18 protein-coding genes are annotated in these 17,370 nt (G+C 47.7%); 7 read left to right on the forward strand and 11 right to left on the reverse strand.

Annotation, left to right across the window (positions count from 1 at the left end; translation table 11 throughout):
• Window positions 1–34: 34 nt before the first annotated feature.
• The 3 genes from envZ to greB form a co-directional block, all read right to left on the reverse strand.
• Window positions 35–1,342, reverse strand: a complete 1,308-nt coding sequence (gene envZ / locus W04_RS04460; RefSeq protein ID WP_022943729.1) for a two-component system sensor histidine kinase EnvZ — start codon at window positions 1,340–1,342, stop codon at window positions 35–37.
• On the reverse strand, window positions 1,343–2,062 hold the full coding sequence (gene ompR / locus W04_RS04465) for a two-component system response regulator OmpR (protein ID WP_022943728.1): 720 nt from the start codon (window positions 2,060–2,062) through the stop codon (window positions 1,343–1,345).
• 98 nt (window positions 2,063–2,160) lie between these two features.
• Window positions 2,161–2,643 carry a transcription elongation factor GreB gene (gene greB / locus W04_RS04470; RefSeq protein ID WP_022943727.1) on the reverse strand — a complete coding sequence of 161 codons (483 nt, stop codon included), beginning with the start codon at window positions 2,641–2,643 and terminating at the stop codon, window positions 2,161–2,163.
• Between the two features lie 75 nt (window positions 2,644–2,718).
• Between greB and W04_RS04475 the strand changes: the two genes are divergently transcribed.
• From W04_RS04475 to W04_RS04485, 3 genes are all read left to right on the forward strand, one after another.
• Complete coding sequence (locus W04_RS04475) at window positions 2,719–3,033, forward strand: hypothetical protein (RefSeq protein ID WP_053909919.1); 315 nt, start codon at window positions 2,719–2,721, stop codon at window positions 3,031–3,033.
• Between the two features lie 34 nt (window positions 3,034–3,067).
• Entirely contained in the window at window positions 3,068–3,646 is a 579-nt protein-coding gene (locus tag W04_RS04480) for a hypothetical protein (protein WP_053909920.1), read from the forward strand.
• Window positions 3,647–3,779: 133 nt separating this feature from the next.
• On the forward strand, window positions 3,780–6,104 hold the full coding sequence (locus W04_RS04485) for a Tex family protein (protein ID WP_053909921.1): 2,325 nt from the start codon (window positions 3,780–3,782) through the stop codon (window positions 6,102–6,104).
• A 161-nt stretch (window positions 6,105–6,265) separates the two neighbouring features.
• Here W04_RS04485 and W04_RS04490 read toward each other — a convergent pair whose 3' ends face one another.
• The 3 genes from W04_RS04490 to bioH all read right to left on the reverse strand — a co-directional run bounded on the left by W04_RS04490 (window position 6,266) and on the right by bioH (window position 8,211).
• Window positions 6,266–7,069 carry a putative metalloprotease CJM1_0395 family protein gene (locus W04_RS04490; RefSeq protein WP_053909923.1) on the reverse strand — a complete coding sequence of 268 codons (804 nt, stop codon included), beginning with the start codon at window positions 7,067–7,069 and terminating at the stop codon, window positions 6,266–6,268.
• Window positions 7,070–7,071: 2 nt separating this feature from the next.
• Window positions 7,072–7,380, reverse strand: coding sequence for a hypothetical protein (locus W04_RS04495; RefSeq protein ID WP_022943722.1), 309 nt, complete (start codon window positions 7,378–7,380; stop codon window positions 7,072–7,074).
• Between the two features lie 96 nt (window positions 7,381–7,476).
• Window positions 7,477–8,211: a pimeloyl-ACP methyl ester esterase BioH gene (bioH, locus tag W04_RS04500; RefSeq protein ID WP_053909925.1), complete on the reverse strand. Its 735-nt coding sequence runs from the start codon at window positions 8,209–8,211 to the stop codon at window positions 7,477–7,479.
• A gap of 95 nt (window positions 8,212–8,306) precedes the next feature.
• Here bioH and W04_RS04505 point away from each other — a divergent pair, with 95 nt between their 5' ends.
• Window positions 8,307–8,984: a ComF family protein gene (locus W04_RS04505; RefSeq protein ID WP_053909928.1), complete on the forward strand. Its 678-nt coding sequence runs from the start codon at window positions 8,307–8,309 to the stop codon at window positions 8,982–8,984.
• 29 nt (window positions 8,985–9,013) lie between these two features.
• Here W04_RS04505 and W04_RS04510 read toward each other — a convergent pair whose 3' ends face one another.
• The gene (locus tag W04_RS04510) at window positions 9,014–11,563 is read right to left on the reverse strand and encodes a M14 metallopeptidase family protein (RefSeq protein ID WP_053909930.1); all 2,550 of its coding nucleotides are present in this window, start codon (window positions 11,561–11,563) and stop codon (window positions 9,014–9,016) included.
• A 150-nt stretch (window positions 11,564–11,713) separates the two neighbouring features.
• On the opposite strand from W04_RS04510, the gene nfuA reads away from it, so the two are divergent.
• On the forward strand, window positions 11,714–12,289 hold the full coding sequence (nfuA, locus tag W04_RS04515) for a Fe-S biogenesis protein NfuA (RefSeq protein WP_022943718.1): 576 nt from the start codon (window positions 11,714–11,716) through the stop codon (window positions 12,287–12,289).
• The gene (locus W04_RS19060) at window positions 12,267–12,563 is read left to right on the forward strand and encodes a hypothetical protein (protein WP_045979089.1); all 297 of its coding nucleotides are present in this window, start codon (window positions 12,267–12,269) and stop codon (window positions 12,561–12,563) included. Before nfuA ends, W04_RS19060 begins: the two co-directional genes overlap by 23 nt.
• Here the strand turns inward: W04_RS19060 and dinF are convergent.
• Window positions 12,508–13,779, reverse strand: a complete 1,272-nt coding sequence (gene dinF / locus W04_RS04525) for an MATE family efflux transporter DinF (RefSeq protein ID WP_053909931.1) — start codon at window positions 13,777–13,779, stop codon at window positions 12,508–12,510. The genes W04_RS19060 and dinF overlap by 56 nt on opposite strands.
• A gap of 39 nt (window positions 13,780–13,818) precedes the next feature.
• On the opposite strand from dinF, the gene W04_RS04530 reads away from it, so the two are divergent.
• Window positions 13,819–14,862: a polysaccharide deacetylase family protein gene (locus W04_RS04530; RefSeq protein ID WP_053909933.1), complete on the forward strand. Its 1,044-nt coding sequence runs from the start codon at window positions 13,819–13,821 to the stop codon at window positions 14,860–14,862.
• Here W04_RS04530 and W04_RS04535 read toward each other — a convergent pair.
• From W04_RS04535 to W04_RS04545, 3 genes are read right to left on the reverse strand one after another with little or no spacing between them, the layout of a single operon-like run.
• Complete coding sequence (locus W04_RS04535; RefSeq protein WP_045979087.1) at window positions 14,840–15,871, reverse strand: chemotaxis response regulator protein-glutamate methylesterase; 1,032 nt, start codon at window positions 15,869–15,871, stop codon at window positions 14,840–14,842. The two genes, W04_RS04530 and W04_RS04535, sit on opposite strands and share 23 nt — an antisense overlap.
• An 8-nt stretch (window positions 15,872–15,879) precedes the next feature.
• Window positions 15,880–16,497, reverse strand: a complete 618-nt coding sequence (gene cheD, locus W04_RS04540) for a chemoreceptor glutamine deamidase CheD (protein WP_022943714.1) — start codon at window positions 16,495–16,497, stop codon at window positions 15,880–15,882.
• Entirely contained in the window at window positions 16,494–17,315 is an 822-nt protein-coding gene (locus tag W04_RS04545; protein ID WP_022943713.1) for a protein-glutamate O-methyltransferase CheR, read from the reverse strand. Before W04_RS04545 ends, cheD begins: the two co-directional genes overlap by 4 nt.
• Between the last annotated feature and the right edge of the window lie 55 nt (window positions 17,316–17,370).

Raw genomic sequence — 17,370 nt, forward strand, 5'->3', positions numbered from 1 at the left:
GCCATTGCGCTGAGAATTCAATCCCACGCCAGCATTACGCTGGCGTTTTTATTGGTAAGTATATAGTTGCACACAAGCCGCCCTGTTCACGGTTCTTGAGCTCAACCTTGCCATTGTGCATAGTAACGATACGCTTAATAATCGCCAGCCCTAAACCGCTGCCTTCACTGCCTCGTGCCTGATCACCTTGGGTAAAAGGCGCGAACACCTTCTCCAGCTCAGATTCAGGGATGCCAGGCCCTTTGTCTAACACACTGACACAGACGTATTTCTTGCGCGCACAAAAGTGAGTATTCACCTCTATGCTGTCATCAGAATAGCGCAAGGCATTCTCTATCATATTGGTGAGTACACGCTTGATTGCCACACAACTTATCGGCACATTGGGAAGGCTGGGGTTCAAAGTGAGTGTGATATCTCGGCCATGCTGTTGCTCAGCATGGACCACCTCTTCAACCAAAGCGTTGAGATCTTCAGGTTGGTTATCCCCTTTGTCATGGTGGCGTAGATATTCAATGAACTGATCAATGATTGCGTTCATATCTTCTATATCGTGAATAATACCTTCGCGCAGATAGTCCTCATCATCAGACATCATTTCAGTGGCTAAGCGAATACGGGTCAACGGCGTTCGCAAGTCATGTGATACCCCAGCCATTAACAAGCGCCGATCTTGCTCTAGCGCAGCAATGCTACGCGACATCTGATTGAAGGCTCGCGTTACCTCAACCATTTCAGTCGAACCTTGCTCATCAACAACGGTGCTAAAGTCGCCTTTACTCACCTTCATCGCCGCTTCTTGGAGTGCTTTGAGAGGGCGGTTTAGGTGCCGCGCAAATAACCACCCTCCCAGCACACTGAGAAAGCCAATACTGGTTAGGTAAAAGGTTAAAAACTCAATATTGGCTTCGGTGAAGCCAGATAATGGCACCCGCACCCAGTATCCTGGAGCCTGCGGCGGTTCTATCCAATACACCAATGGATTAGTTTGACTAATACGCACACGGGCCGAGCCATTAAGCTGTTCCGACATAATGTTGGAGAGCATTGAATATTCACGAGCTTGCCCTAGCCCGTTAATGTAAGCCTCGCGCTGGGTGAGTAACTCGATTCCTGTTTCTTCTAAGAAGCGTTTCGACACTTCATCACTGACTTCGACGCCATCATCGACACCAATGAATACCGTTTTCACCTGCTTTGCGAGCATGATATTCACTTGCTCTATGGTCGGCTTGACCACATAGAAGCTCACCGCAACATAGGACACCACTTGGTTTATAAGTAGCAAAGCACCAACTAAAAATACCGTTTGCCCAAATGCGCTTTTGGGAAATAAGCTCATTTACTTGTTGCCGTCGGGCACAAATACATAGCCCAGCCCCCATACTGTTTGAATATAACGAGGGTTAGCGGCATCGGCTTCGATCATCCGTCTTAAACGTGATACTTGCACATCTATACTGCGCTCCAAAGCGCTGTAATCACGGCCCCTAGCCAAGTTCATAAGCTTATCGCGGCTCAGTGGTTCACGTGGGTGTGAAACAAGAGCTTTCAGTACCGCGAACTCGCCACTGGTCAGTGAAATAACCTCATCCCCTTGAGTCATTTCTCGCGTTGCCAGATTTAGCGCAAAGTCACCAAACTTAACTAAGTTTTCTTCTGATGAAGGCGCACCCGGCACTTCTTTAGCGCGACGACGCAAAATAGCCTTCACTCGAGCCAATAGTTCGCGTGGGTTAAACGGTTTAGGAATGTAATCGTCAGCACCTAATTCGAGGCCAATAATACGATCAACCTCGTCACCCTTAGCGGTCAACATCACGATAGGAATTTCATTTTCTTTTTGTCGCAAACGACGACAAATTGAAAGGCCATCTTCGCCGGGCAACATTAAATCTAAAACCATCAAATGAAAGTTTTCTCGTTCTAATAGCTTATCCATTTGTTCGGCATTGGCGGCGCTGCGTACGATAAACCCTTGCTCAACTAGATAGCGCTCCAAAAGGCTGCGTAAGCGCATGTCATCATCGACAACGAGGATTTTTGTTGTTTCCTGTCCCATTATTTTTCTTTTCGTTGTTTTTCCTCCATTAACTATATTCGAAATAGCGGGCAGGGGAAATGTACAACACCAATTAGATTGTTACATTTGTTGTCGGCCTAACTATCGTCACTGCGATAGTGAATGTCATTGATGTACCAAAGTTTGCGCCCTGTCGGGGTAGATACCCAGGCCTCATCATCAACCTGCTTTTTTAACAACGCTCGCGCCATTGGTGCATCGATTGAGATGACAGTTTTGCTATCATAAATTTCATCTGGACCGACAATTTGAAAGCGTAACACTTCGCCTTGTTCATCTTCCACTTCGACATAGGCGCCAAAAAATACTTTTCCTTCTTGCTGAGGGCTGTAATCAACAACTTGAAGGTCTTCTAAGCGCTTACGCAAATAGCGCACGCGCCTGTCTATTTCCCTCAGACGCTTTTTATTATACTGATAATCGGCATTTTCCGAGCGATCACCTAAGCTCGCCGCCCAAGCGACTTTCTTCGTTACTTCTGGGCGCTCGGTGCGCCATAAGTGGTCTAACTCTCGTTGCAACTGCTGGTATCCACGGCGTGTAATTAATTTCGTTTTCATTGCTTTTTGTTCAGTTTTAATTCACAGTCTGCATTACATAGTTAAATGTAGCGGTATTTTTAGGCGAGTATAGTGATGCACAAATACAGTGTAAAACACATAATATTATTGGTACTCAGCCTACTTGTGCTTAACAGCTGGGGAGTTGCCAATGCTCACACGCAATTTTGTAGCGTTACTGATCAGCCGAGTGTCGCCCTCGAGTTAGAAGCTACCTCAAGCCCAGCTCAAGATAAAGACAGCGAGAAAGATTTTGACTTTACCGCTGCTTCACTTTCAGCAAATACATACCAATCCTTAGCACTTAGAGCGGCTCACGCCGAGCTAGGTAAAGGTGCACTATGTAACTTACGCCCACAACAACGAGCGCCTCCCATTTTCTTTAAATAAGCTGTTTTTTATTAACAATTATTTGGAGAAGATCATGACTGATTTTAAAACCTTACGTACTCATTATGTAACAAGTGCGAGCCAATTTACTGCTCCCCAAGTTGTTCCAGAGGCGTTAAACACCAACAGTAATGCCATGACATTACTGCAAGATTTTACAGCCCAAGCGCCTATTCGCATTTTGGCTAACACCCCTTTAAACGCTGCAAGAAAACTTGCCAGCGCTACTCCCACCAACGCACTGTTAGTGGTCGATGAACAGAATAACGTGCTAGGCGTTACTTCTAGCGTCGAATTACAGAGCGCGCGAGTCACGACTCAAGCCGCACAAATGGGCATCAACCCTAGTGAGCTACTGGTTCATGACATGATGCGTTCGCTGCATACCCTGCCCTGTATCAGTATGCTTGCTGCACGTAATACCACCTTGGGTAATGTACTCAGCACTATGGAACACCGTGGCAGTTTCTATTTATTAGTGACTGACAAAGAGCAAGTAACTGGAGTTTTCTGCGCCCGTGCTATTGCCAGAAAGTTAGGTATCGCATTAGATATCACTCCTGTCGCACAATCTTTTCAAGAGGTTGTAGCCAGCGTCGAGCATCCGCATTAACAAAGCTTTGCAAAGTGAAACACCTCGCCAGGGACGGCGAAATTTGCCCTTCTGTTCACTGTTGGCTGTGATATTATCCAATGCAATTATGATTAATGTGCCCGTATTAGGGCGACAAGTGTAAAGGTTTTCAATGGGCAATCTCACAACTTTGCTTGCGCAAGAGTTGCAAGCGCAAGAGCAACAGGTGATCGCAGCAACCAAGTTGCTTGATGAAGGGGCAACAGTACCGTTTATCGCGCGTTACCGAAAAGAAGTTACTGGTGGATTAGACGATACTCAATTACGCACCCTAGAGCAGCGATTAGGTTACCTGCGTGAGCTCGAGGAGCGCCGTCAATTCATTACTAAAACCATTGCAGAGCAAGATAAGCTCACTGGCGAACTGCAAGCCGACATCGCCGCAGCAACGACCAAAACAGAGCTTGAAGACCTCTACCTTCCCTACAAACCCAAGCGCCGCACAAAAGGGCAAATTGCTATCGAAGCGGGTCTGGCACCCTTGGCCGATGCCTTATTCGAGAACCCTGATCTTGACCCACAAAGCCAAGCTTCAGAATATGTCGATGCCGATAAAGGAATCGCAGATAATAAGGCAGCTTTAGATGGTGCCCGCGCTATTCTGATGGAGCGCTTTGCCGAAGATGCCAAGCTGCTTGCCAAGTTGCGTGCACATATTAAGCAACATGGTCATATTGAAAGTAAGGTCATTGCTGGCCAAGAGCAGTCAGGAACTAAATACCAAGATTACTTTGAACACAGTGAAGGTGTGGCGAGTGTTCCCTCTCATCGCGCTTTAGCCATGCTTCGTGCGCGCAACGAGGGCGTACTGGCACTGAGCATTAACCCAGACGCCGAGAGTGCTGATGGCCATGCTTTATGTGTGTCGATGATAGCCGAGCATTTCAATTTGCCGCTGGAAGGCAAAGCAGCCAGTACCTGGCTCGCCCAAGTGGCGCAGTGGACATGGAAAGTGAAGCTATCACTGCATCTAGAGAATGAGTTTTTAGCGGCGATGCGTGAGCATGCAGAAACCGGTGCCATAGATGTGTTTGCCAAGAACCTAAAAGATTTATTAATGGCTGCGCCAGCAGGCGCGAAAGTCACTTTAGGCCTTGATCCTGGCTTGCGTACCGGGTGTAAAATGGCCGTTGTCGATAGCACCGGCAAAGTCTTAGCGACCGCCACCATCTTCCCACATGCCCCACAAAATCAATGGGATAAATCGCTACGTACGATTGAGCAACTGTGTCGTCAACATAAAGTCGAGTTAATTGCTATTGGTAATGGCACCGCCAGCCGCGAGAGCGATAAACTCATCGCTGAACTGATCAAGGCACAACCGGAGCTCAAACTGAATAAAGTGATGGTCAGTGAAGCGGGCGCCTCGGTGTATTCTGCGTCTGAGTTTGCAGCTCAAGAGTTTCCGGATTTAGATGTCTCATTACGTGGCGCGGTTTCTATTGCCCGTCGCTTGCAAGACCCGCTAGCAGAGCTGGTAAAAATTGAACCAAAATCCATCGGTGTTGGCCAATACCAGCACGATGTATCACAAAGTCAGCTTGGGCAAACCCTGACTTCAGTTGTTGAAGACTGTGTAAATGCCGTGGGTGTTGACGTAAATACCGCATCTGCGCCCCTATTAACTAGAGTTTCCGGACTGAATAAAACCTTGGCGCAGAACATCGTTCAATACCGTGATCAGCATGGTGCCTTTGCGAGTCGCTCTGAGCTGAAAAAAGTAGAGCGCCTAGGTCCTAAAGCCTTTGAACAAAGTGCCGGATTCTTGCGTATTGTCGGTGGTAAAGATGCTCTGGACGCTTCAGCGGTGCACCCAGAAGCCTACCCTGTCGTAAAGGCCATTTGCGCAAAAACGGGTAAGCCCATTGATGCCCTGATAGCCAATGCAGAAGCATTGAAGGACGTCAATCCACAAGAATATATCGATGATAAGTTTGGCCTGCCTACGGTCACCGATATTATTGCAGAACTACACAAACCGGGCCGCGACCCACGCCCTGAGTTTAAGACTGCGGCCTTTAAAGCCGGTGTTGATACCATAGCCGATTTAAAGCCGGGCATGGTGCTTGAGGGAGTCGTTTCCAATGTCGCCAACTTTGGCGCCTTTGTTGATGTTGGCGTCCATCAAGATGGTTTAGTTCATATTTCTGCGTTAACCGACAAGTTTATTAGCGACCCACGCGAAGTGGTCAAAGCCGGTGATATTGTTAAAGTAAAAGTAATGGAAGTGGATGTGTCGCGTAAGCGCATCAGCTTCACCATGCGCTTAAACGATGAGCTACCGGCTGCTGGTGCGGCGAAAGCGGAGCGCAAACAAACGAGAAAGCCTCAAGGCGCTACAAACAAAGGTAAAGGCGCACCGCGCAAGCCTAAAGAAGCGAATAACGCCGCTATGGGCAATGCTTTCGCTGAGGCCTTCGCCAAACTTAAGAAGTAAGCTTTTTTAAGATAGAAAACGCAGCAACCGCTGCGTTTTTTTGGCCCTCACTAACGCATCAGCAGTCGCTATGATGGTGCCGTTGCTTTTAAATAAACCATTTCAGGCAGAAATAGGAAATGTGTTTAGTATAGGGGGGACGAGTAAAGGGAAAAGTAGCGCTAAACCTGCGCCATAAAAGCCGATTGCTTGCGCTCTTGCGGCGCACTGACTTGCTGATAAAAATCGGCAATACGCAGGGCTCTTGATTCAACCTCTTGGTCACGCTCAAAACGACGAGTAGGCTCATTGGTTGCGAATGCTGGCGGTATTGGCGTTTCCTCTTCTTCAGAGGTGTTGAGCTGTTGCCCAGCCAACTCAGCCTGAGCCCGGGCCAGCTTTTGCGTTGCTTCATTCGCTATGGCTCGATCAGCACCGGAGGGCTCTGCTGGCGCCAACGCCGCTGAGCGTACCTGCTGCATCTTCTCGATGGTTGCTTGTGGGTCGCCCGGTACTTCGCCCACATCTATTTGTACTTCTCCACCCACCGCGTAATTTTTGCCATCTGGACCACGTTGATAGTCGTAGCTCGGTGAGCCGGCATATTGACCCCCTACCGATGCATGGGCTTGTTCGTGAGTTCGAACTTCACGGTCACGCTCTGCAAGCTCTTGGATTTGTTGCTGTTCCTGCTCGCGCTGCTGTTGCTGCTGCTCGCTAGATTGCTCCTCAGCCCCCTCACTGTCGCGCTCGTTAATCGTTTTCTGCTGGGCAACTGTTTCTTTTTCGCTGCTTTGCGCGTCTTTACTCTGACCGGGGTTACGTGCCTTGTCTGCGTCTGATGCAGCTTTATTATCGGTTGCGCTCTGTGCTGGCTGCTTAGGCTCGGGGATCACTTCACGCAGCTGGTTGTCACGCCTTACACTCTCGGTGTAAACGTTTGCGGTATTAAAATTAATAGTTGGCGTTGGCGTGACTATGTTCATGTCTATGCACGAATATCAATAATTGTTCCTAACACTTCATCGGCAGTACGAATTGACTCAGTGTTAGCTTTAGCATTGAACTCAGCTACTTTAAGATTCACCAGCTCCTCATCCACGCGCGGAGCCTGTGACACCGGAGCCGTTACCGCTTCATCAGCATTGGCACCTTGAAGTTGACGACCCTGCTGAGTTTGCTGTTGGTCTTGGCGCTCAATAGTAGCGCGATTAATGTTAGCGGTCGCTTGCTCAACATCTTGTTGAGCGCGATTAAAGCCTTCTACACCAGCATTAAAAATAGCTCCTACAGGCATAACTTTCCCACCTACATTACAATTACACTTATAGTTATTATTGCGCAAAAAGTAGACGAAATAAAGGTGTTTCGGCTATGTCTCGCTGGTTTTAGGTCAAAGCATTGATTTTAAAGTAGCTAAAAATTCATCTTTATGAGATATGAAAGGCGCATGAGAGGCCTTATCAAGCACGGCGATATCTAAATCGCTCCGCAACGCCTGCATTTGTGCAATAGCTTTGTAGGGAACCAAGGCATCCAAACGACCAAAAATAGCACCCACTGGTTGCTTAATATGGGCAAACTCGTGGCGTAAGTCATGGTGTTGTAAAATATCCAGGCCTTGGCGCAATGCCTCAGCCTGAGGCGGTGGTGCTTGCTTAAGTAACGCTTTTAATTGCTTGGTATCGGCACGGGCGGTATCACTACCCATTGCTTGAATAGCCAAAAAGCGTTCGATGGTTTTTGCGCTGTTGTTCAGCAGTTGCGAGCTAAAATCTTCTAGAACTTGTGCTTTTATGCCCGGCCAGTCGGCTTGTTGGGCAAAAAATGGAGTGGATGCCACCAGAATAACTTTGCTGACCTTATGTGGGTAAAAATAGGCAAGGTAAAGCGCCACCAACCCACCTAAAGACCACCCCACGATAACGCTGTTGTCCTGCAGTTGCTCTGCAAGCACCGCACTCATAGTCGGTAAATCATAAGTGTGTAACTGCTGACTCTCACCATATCCTGGCAAGTCCAACGCACGTACCTCGCCATCAAATAAAAAGTTGAGTTCTGGGCGAATAAGCTCCCATACCTTGTTATTCATTCCCCAACCGTGCAGTAACACCAATTGTTTTTGCATTTTCTAACGACCACACCCACTATTAAAACGGATTGCCTGGGCTAAGAGCCCAAGCACGCAATGTAGCAATAATAACGGGATTTAAAGGTTATGCAATGGATGCTCTATCACACCTGCGCAGTTGGCTATTTCCGCAGTACTGCAAGCTTTGTTCACAGTCTCTGCCGATGGGAGCACAGTTATGTCAACACTGTTGCGCGACATTTAGCACCTTCTCTGAGCCCGACTTATTAGTTCGTGCCGATATTCAACGACTGTTTCCATTGCGCTATGTTGATCACTTAGTGGCTTTGCAGTGGTATCGGCCACCCGTGAGTACTTGGCTAAAGCAATACAAGTACGCCCATCAGCTGCACTACCAGGTCGCCGTGTCACAGCTTTTACAGCAGCATTTATATACTCTTAGCCGTGCTGATAATTGGCAATGGCCTGATAGTATCGTGCCTATCCCTTTAGCTCATCCCCGGCTTGTTTGGCGCGGCTTCAATCAATGTGTGCTGCTTTGGCAGCAGGCGGTGCCACAAGGTTTATTTGTCGCCAATGCTCTTGCCAGACCATTGAGCACAAAGCAACAAGCTAAGCTGGGCGCGCGTTCGCGACGCAAAAACTTAGCCAACGCCTTTACCGTTAGAATGCGTGTTCAGGGTATGCACATTGCCATCGTTGATGATGTCATGACCACAGGCGCTACCGTAGACAGTGCTGCTCGTAAGTTAAAAGAGGCTGGGGCAAAAGAGGTATCGGCTTGGGTTGTGTGCCTAACCGCAAAGTAAAAAGAGCCGGCTAAAGCCGGCTCTTTGGATTATTCACCGCGAGCGTGAATATGCTCACCGAAGAATAAGGCATTACTAAAGATACGGCTAGTGCCATACCAGAAACCTCGGAAAACCGGATTGTCTGTCATCGCGACCACCGTACCTTGCCCATATGAGTGCGCAACAATGGCTCCTGCATTAGCGATTTGCGTTACGTTATTATCATGGGTAAACCCAGCTAATAATGGCTTCTCGGTGTATTTCGCTACGTTAACAAATGGAGCACTGGATTGCTCAAGCAAAAAGGTGCTGTTTTTGAATACTGGCAGCTGCTTACGAGTTAACGAGTAGCTCAGCGGGTGCGTTAAATCGACTTCCGTATTAAAAATAGCCCCGGCGATACGCTGCTTACCGGCAAGCATATCTTGGTCACCATATTTGAGACCTTCGGTTGCGAATACTGCGGCCATATCTTTACGCGATACATAACTGGCTTTTAGTATTTGTTGGTCAACCAAGAACTTAGCTCCACCTTTTTGGCCCCAGATAACACCACCGCGTTTAACCCATTTTTGTAGTGCCACTTTTTGCGCTTTACTCATTGCCGAGTAGCGGCCATTGGCGAGCACGATGTGGGTGTAATTATCTAGATTCACACCACCTAGGTTATCCAACTCAATAATGCTTGGCGTGATACCCACATGGCGATCTAAGTAATACCACAGCTCGCCCACCTCGTACTGGCTGGTTTGCTTACCGCCCACCAGCAAGACTTTTGGTAAGTGCACAGGAGCAAGCTGCCGCGAACCTAAATCAACGCCTTTACTGGTTAATCCTGAATCCAAGGCAACGATAGGTATAGCAAAGCGTTGTTGCGCCTCATTTAAAATATCTAGCCAATGTTCGTGTTGTTGTATGCCTGCTGGAATAACAATAGATCCCGCCGCAAACTGTTTTGTCGCGTTACCACTTTTTGCACTCAGTGGTGCTAAGGCAACGCGAGCGTTGACTCCCTCACGCAGCAAGTGGCTTAATAATTTAGGTGCATCATAGTCGAACCACTCAAAGGCATACGCGTAGTGTCTTGTTAGTTCTTGCGCTGATGGCTGCGCACCCTGTTGCCATGGCTGCTGTGCAAGCTCCAGCCCCCAAGTACTGCTTAATGGCGCAAATTCAAGGTTAAAGGCATGGGCAAGTGTCCAAGCAGATACGTCATAAAAGGTATTGTCGTTAAAACTTTGCTGCTCAGAGAAAATTGACTTAATCAGTCGGTATTGGCGTTGCGCCAGTGGCACAAAGTAGCTATTAGCCGCAGCAAAAGTGTGCTTATCAACAGTGGTTTGTTCTTCGAGTGCATAAGCCTTAATTTGATGCTGCGCGAGTAACTCTAAGAAATAATCTAAACGGGTAGCATCCTTAGGTGCGCTCACCACATAACCTTTCAACTTGTCTTTATCTGCGAGCTTACCTACTTGTTGGTAAAAGTCCTGCTGATAATCAAGTAGCTGCTGACGGTTTTCAAGCACCGCGTCAAAAGTAGAGAAGCTAGTGAGGAGCTGGTTTTTTATGGTGAAAGCAAAGTCCATTTGACCATTAGCAGTGTCTTGAACATGCCCTCGGCTACTCGCCTGCTCAAAGAGAATACCGATGCTGCCATTCACATCTGGGTAAGTGGAACCTTTACCAACATAAAAATCATCAAATGCTTCTTCGGTAAAATATAAGCGCTCTTCACTATCAAGGATGCGAGCATGATGTTTCGCGATAGCTTTGGTTAGATCAACATTACCATTGGGTGTTAGCGGGTTTTTCCGTGATGGTATACCTGGCTGAAAGAAATAAGTGCTGTTTGGCCCCATCTCATGAAAGTCGGTCAGCACATTGGGCTGCCACTTATGGAACTGAGCAATACGTGCCCGAGACTCAGGGTGTTGTAGTAGTAACCAGTCGCGATTTAAGTCAAACCAATAATGGTTAGTGCGACTACTCGGCCAGTTTTCATCGTGTTCGCGTGTGTGAGGGTCGGCACTGGGTGTCATGGCTCGGTTTGAGTTTGCCCAGTTTGCAAAACGTGCCAAGCCATCTGGGTTCAGCGACGGGTCCAACAGCACCACAGTGTCATTGAGTAGCTTCTCAACACGCTGATCTTGTGCTGCGGCCAAGTAATATGCCACTAATAATGCCGCATTACTGCCTGAAGATTCATTACCATGAACACTATAACCCATGTAAACCACAGCTGGGTCATCGTTCGTGCTTGGCTCACCCTCTAAGCGCGCTAAGTGTTGTGCGCGAACTTGCTCGATATCGGCTAAGCGTTGTGGTGCAGCAAACGTTAACATCAGCAATGGTCGCTGCTCATGGGTGTAACCAATAGTTTCAATATTGACACGTTCGCTGGCATCGGCCAAAGCACGCATATAGTAAACCAGTTGATCGTGGCGCACATGCCATTCACCGACTTCATACCCAAGCACCGACTGAGGTGTAGGGACATTAGGATCGAACTGAATATCATTGTTAAAGTAGTAATCGAGCGGCTTAGCACTCAGTGAAGATGCAAATAAAAGCACCACTAGAAAAAGTATTCGACGCATGGAATTTATTGCTGTTAGAGGACCATAGTCCTCACGCTACCACCCGATTAAAATTAAGCCAACTTTTTACGGTCAACACTGGCGACAACGCGATGAGCAGAGTATGATACGCAGTAACCGAGTAAAATAGTCAAGTATAGCGTTGTTACTATGATCACAATTTCAGAATCTGCTCAAAGCCACTTTGCCAAATTGCTTAGTGAGCAAGCCGAAGGCACCAACATCCGTGTATTTGTTGTCAATCCTGGCACATCACAAGCTGAGTGCGGGGTGTCTTACTGCCCTGCCGATGCCGTTGAGGAAGGTGACATTCGTCTGAACTTCAATGGCTTCGATGCTGTTGTCGACAGTGAGAGTGCACCCTTTTTGGAAGATGCCGAAATCGACTTTGTTACCGACCAAATGGGCACACAACTCACTCTCAAAGCACCTAATGCTAAAGCACGTAAGTTGTCTGACGATGCCTCATTAGAGGAGCGTGTAGAGCACATGTTGCAAACTGATGTGAACCCACAGCTTGCGAATCACGGCGGTCAAGTACAGCTAGTAGAAATTACCGCTGATGGCATTGCCATTTTACAATTCGGCGGCGGCTGTAATGGTTGTTCAATGATTGATGTGACCCTCAAAGAGGGTATCGAGAAGGAAATGGTCGCTAAATTTAGCGAAATCTCTGGCGTGCGTGATATCACCGAGCATAGCCGTGGCGAACACTCATACTACTAAGTTTAAACGCCTAGTATATAGCTTGGGCAGCGAGCCCAAGCTAAGCCTCAGGCGATTTTTTATCGGTTTAGGCTTATTTGCCATCGCCATGGGCCTCATTGCGGCAGGCTACTTTTATGTACCACTGTTACAAGTCCCTGGCCTTATTCTACTCGCCGTTGCCCTATTTTTTGCCTTTTGGGGCTACCTGGGCATTTTTGCTAATCGTTTTTCGCAGGTTATATCAGCAACTGATGTGACTTGGCCAGACGATGATAACGCAGCGCCAAAGTAATCCCGCGCAAGCCCATAAAGGCCGTCATCGCCGCCCACAGCGCGTGATTACCTAAACCTTGAGTCAGGGCAAAAACACCAAAGAAGCCCACAGCTGCTGAGAAGATCATGGTATTGCGCATATCCTTGGCCCGCATTAGCCCCACAAAAACACCATCGAATAGAAAACAGCCCATAGCGATAAGTGGCATGGCGATAAGCCAAGGTAAATAAGTAATCGCCATGGCGTTAACTGCGGGCACATCGGTCAGCAGACGAATAATTTGCGCACCACCGAGTAGGAAGATAAGTGCATATAGCAACGCAAAAACTAAGCCCCATTGCATACTGATACGCACCCACATACGCACACGTTGCTCATCTTTGGCTCCTTTAGCCTGCCCCACTTTGGCCTCCGCTGCGTAAGCAATACCATCCATAGCAAAACTGATTAGCAATAAGAAATTCATTAACACCGCGTTCGCCGCCAACACCACATCACCAAGACGCGCCCCGTAAAAAGTCATAAAGCTAAAGCACAGCTGCAGCATCAGCGAACGAAAGAAAATATCGCCATTGAGACGCAGCAAGGTGCCTAACTGCAGTAGTTTAGGGGATAAATACCAGTGCCATTGTAATTGATGGCGTTTAAATAAACGACTCACTAACCACAGTGCAAACCCGAGAGCACAGTAATCAGCCATCACGGATGCTAAGGCCGCACCTTTGACTCCCATTTCTAGGCCCAATACGAAGTAAAGATCGAGTGCTATATTGACCACATTGGTTAATAACACCAGCAGAAAAGGGCCACGACCATACTGTACACCGAGCATCCAACCCAACAACACCAAGTTACTCAGTGCTGCGGGGGCACTGTAAATACGAATATAAAAGTAATGATTGGCTTGCTCAATTGTTTGCGCCGAGGCATCGGAGAGTTGTGCCATTAACCAGGCTAAAGGATGCTGGCAAACAATAAGTAGTAGCGCCACCAGCAGCGCTAACATGATACTTTTCTGTAACGAGGCCACAAGCTGGCGCTTGTTTTGTTCGCCATAGGCCGTGGCAATAAGCCCGGTGGTACTCATGCGCAAAAAGCCCGCCAGCCAAAACAACATGGAAATAACCGTTGCACCTAGGGCTATACCTGCTAAATAATGGGCACTCCCGAGGTGACCTATGACCGCCGTATCAACCAAGCCTAGTAATGGCACGGTGATATTCGATAGAATCATAGGCCCAGCAAGCATCAATAAGCTTTTATGGTGGGTATTATGTTTAAAAAAGTGTCCCATGTAGTAATTTTCTCTTTCTTTGCACTGGCGTGCGCATCGGCTCAAGCTGCCGTTATTCTACAGTATCATCACGTAAGTAAAACCTTGCCTAAGGTCACCAGTGTTGATGCCAGTACATTTCGTGCTCATATGCAGTACCTTAAAAAAAATGATTTTGAAGTCATTGCGTTAGACACTCTGATTGAAGGACTCAAACAGGGCGAAAGCTATAATGATAAAACCGTGGCCATTACCTTTGATGATGGTTACGACAACAACATTGAGCAAGCAGCGCCTATTCTTAACGAGTTCGGCTACCCCTATACCATATTTGTTAACCCCAAACTTATTGATGAGCAGCGCAGCTATGTCATGACCTGGGAGCAGCTCAAGACACTCAGTCAGCAAGGTGCCCTTATCGCTAATCATAGCGCTCAGCATGACTATCTGCACCACCGCTTAGATGGCGAGAGTGACGCCCAATGGCAAGAGCGTATCCGCGCGGATTTACAGTATTCAGAAAAACGTATAGAGGAAGAGTTGGGTTACAGCTTAAAGTATTTAGCCTACCCTTATGGCGAATTTGACCGAGCCTTACAACAACTGGTGCAAGACATGGGTTATGTTGGCATAGGACAACATTCAGGGGCCGTAGGCCCAGACAACGACTTTACGCGTTTACCACGTTTTCCCGCATCTGGTTTTTATGCAGACTTGGATACCCTGTCTACTAAACTGGCATCCCTGCCGTTTCATATCGATACCTTAACCTATGACGATACAGTCACGACAAAACGCCAACCTGAACTGACGGTCTCTTTCAAAGAAAAAGGCTTTCATCAAAATCAATTCGCTTGCTATGTGTCTGGTCAAGGTCGGGCCGAACTCAACTGGCTCTCTGCTAAGCAGGTTAAAATCACCGCTAAACAAGAGTTGGGAGACGGGCGTGCCCGTTACAACTGCACTGCGCCTTCACAACAAGCGAGCGGGCGCTACTTTTGGTTTTCACAACCTTGGGTGATCACTTCTTCGCCTGCTCAATAAGCCATTGCGGAGATTTAGCTAAACTTAAGGTTACCTGTGCGGCCCCAAGGTCAATGGCGGCCTTGGGCATGCCCCAAACCACTGAACTTGCCTGATCCTGGGCCGCTGTTACTGCTCCTGCCTGTTTTAACTGTAACAGCCCCTTGGCACCATCAGCCCCCATGCCCGTTAGCAATAGTGCACAGGTGTGCTTAGCTAGTTGTTGCTCAACAATGGACGAAAACATCACATCCACCGCTGGACGATGACGATTAACCGGTTCGCTTGATGACAACCGACACACCAGCTTACCGCCTTTACGCTGCACCATCAGGTGCTCGCCACCTGGCGCGATATAGATATTGCCTGCCTTAATGACTTGCTCATCACTTGCCTCGTGCACCTGCATCGCACAAACATTATTCATGCGTATGGCAAAAGACTGGCTGAATACCGGTGGTATGTGTTGGGTGATAACCACCGCAGGGAAGTTTTCAGGTAGGCGCGTAATCACTTCTTTAATAGCTTCGGTACCACCGGTAGATGCACCTATGGCTACGAGGTGGTTGAGTTTAAACTGTTGGTCTTTTTGAACGGTTACCGGCGCAAGTGTTTTGCTGGAGTGACGACGAATGTTGGCCTTAGCCGCAGTGCGCACTTTTTGCTGTACTGAACCTGCATAAGCTTGCATTTGGGCGCGAACATTATTGGTGGGCTTAGCAACAAAGTCTACAGCTCCCAACTCCAACGCTTCGAGTGTAATAGGTGCGCCCTGCTGGGTCAGTGTCGAAATCATCACCACCGGCATTGGTCGCAAGCGCATGAGGTTTTTTAAAAAGCTGATGCCATCCATTTTTGGCATTTCAATATCTAGAGTGAGCACATCGGGGTTGAGCTGTTTTATCATCTCCCTTGCCTGGTAGGGATCGCTGGCACAGCCCACCACCTCCATATCATGGGCGTCAGTAATAATTTCCTTTAATAGTGACTGGATTAGCGCTGAGTCATCGATAATTAATACACGGATCATGGTCACTCCTAAAACAGCTCAATATCGGTATTGCTGTCTGTCTGCTCAAGATCGCGCAGGTATTTCAGTTCTCGTTTCTGAATAGTGTCGTTGTGCATTGTGCGCAGCTTTTTCACCTTCACTGCACCTGATTCTGGGTGAAAGAGCACTTTTCTCGGCCAAGGGCCACCTACATCATGTGCAACCAAGTTGAGCCCTTCCTCCTTTAGGTATGCATTGGCAAAACGGATATTGCCCATACCGACATCGGTCATAGAGCGAATAATCTTACCGCCACCAAATAGTTTTACTTGTAAGTTCTTGCGCAATCCACCATTTTTAACAATTTCATTAATCAAAAATTCCATTGCCCAGTTCCCATAGCGGCAGTCGGTGCTATCGGGATCTATTTGCTCCAGCTGCAAAGAGCTGGGTAACATAAAATGATTCATACCACCGATCCCCATTACCGGGTCGTAGATACACGCAGCAATACATGATCCCAGTACCGTTGACACCAACTCATCTTGCTTGGTGACATAAAACTCACCGGGCAACACCTTAGCCATCACTTTATTGCGGCCTGAGTCCCAAAACCGTTTTATTTGCTCAAACCCGCGTAAGGTTGGCTTGAATGCTGGGTTCATGAACCTACCTTAGAATACATAGTACGACCTAGGTTATTGAACTGAGTTTGCTCTTTACCCATGGTTTCGGAGTGGCCTAAAAATAAGTGTCCTCCGGGTTTGAGCCGCTGTGCAAATAAATTGTAGAGGTGCTCTTTGGTCACTTTGTCGAAGTAAATCACTACATTTCGGCAAAAAATAACGTCGAATTGGCCCTTCATAGGCCAAGGCTCGAGTAAGTTTAAGCGCTTAAAAGTAATGTACTTCTGTAGTGCCTGCTTCACTTTCATTTGTTCGCCACTGCGACTTTTTAAAAACCATGTTTTCAACAGTGGCTCCGGGATCCCTGTGACCTGTCGTTGGTTGTATACTCCTTGTTGTGCGCTGTGCAGCACATTGGAATCTAAATCGGTCGCGAGAATCTTGATATCCCAGCCAACACGCGGACAAACTTTGGCAACCGACATCGCAATGGAGTATGGTTCCTCGCCTGTGGAACACCCTGCCGACCAGATACGAATTTTATGATCGCGAGTATTTTCTTTTAACGCTCGCGGAAGCAGCTCCTTTTCTAGGTAATCGAAGTGGTGCTTCTCACGGTAAAATGAGGTTAGATTGGTGGTCAATGCGTTAATAAAGTGGCTCAGCTCCTGCTCGGGATGCTGCTCCAAAAACGCTAGGTATTGCTTGAATTTGGTAAACCCGTATTGGCGCAACCGTTTTGCCAGCCGCGAATACACCATTTCTCGTTTATGCGGTCCGAGCACGATGCCGCACGCTTGATAAACTTGCCCAGCAATACTTTTAAAGTCTTTATCTGTAAAAATAAACTCCGACATTGCTGGGCCTCCTCGCCAATACGCACTTTAGTTGGGCACATCATGTAGCCACTAC

The organism is Pseudoalteromonas sp. SW0106-04, from assembly GCF_001293805.1.
GTDB classification, from domain to species: Bacteria; Pseudomonadota; Gammaproteobacteria; order Enterobacterales; family Alteromonadaceae; genus Pseudoalteromonas; species Pseudoalteromonas ruthenica.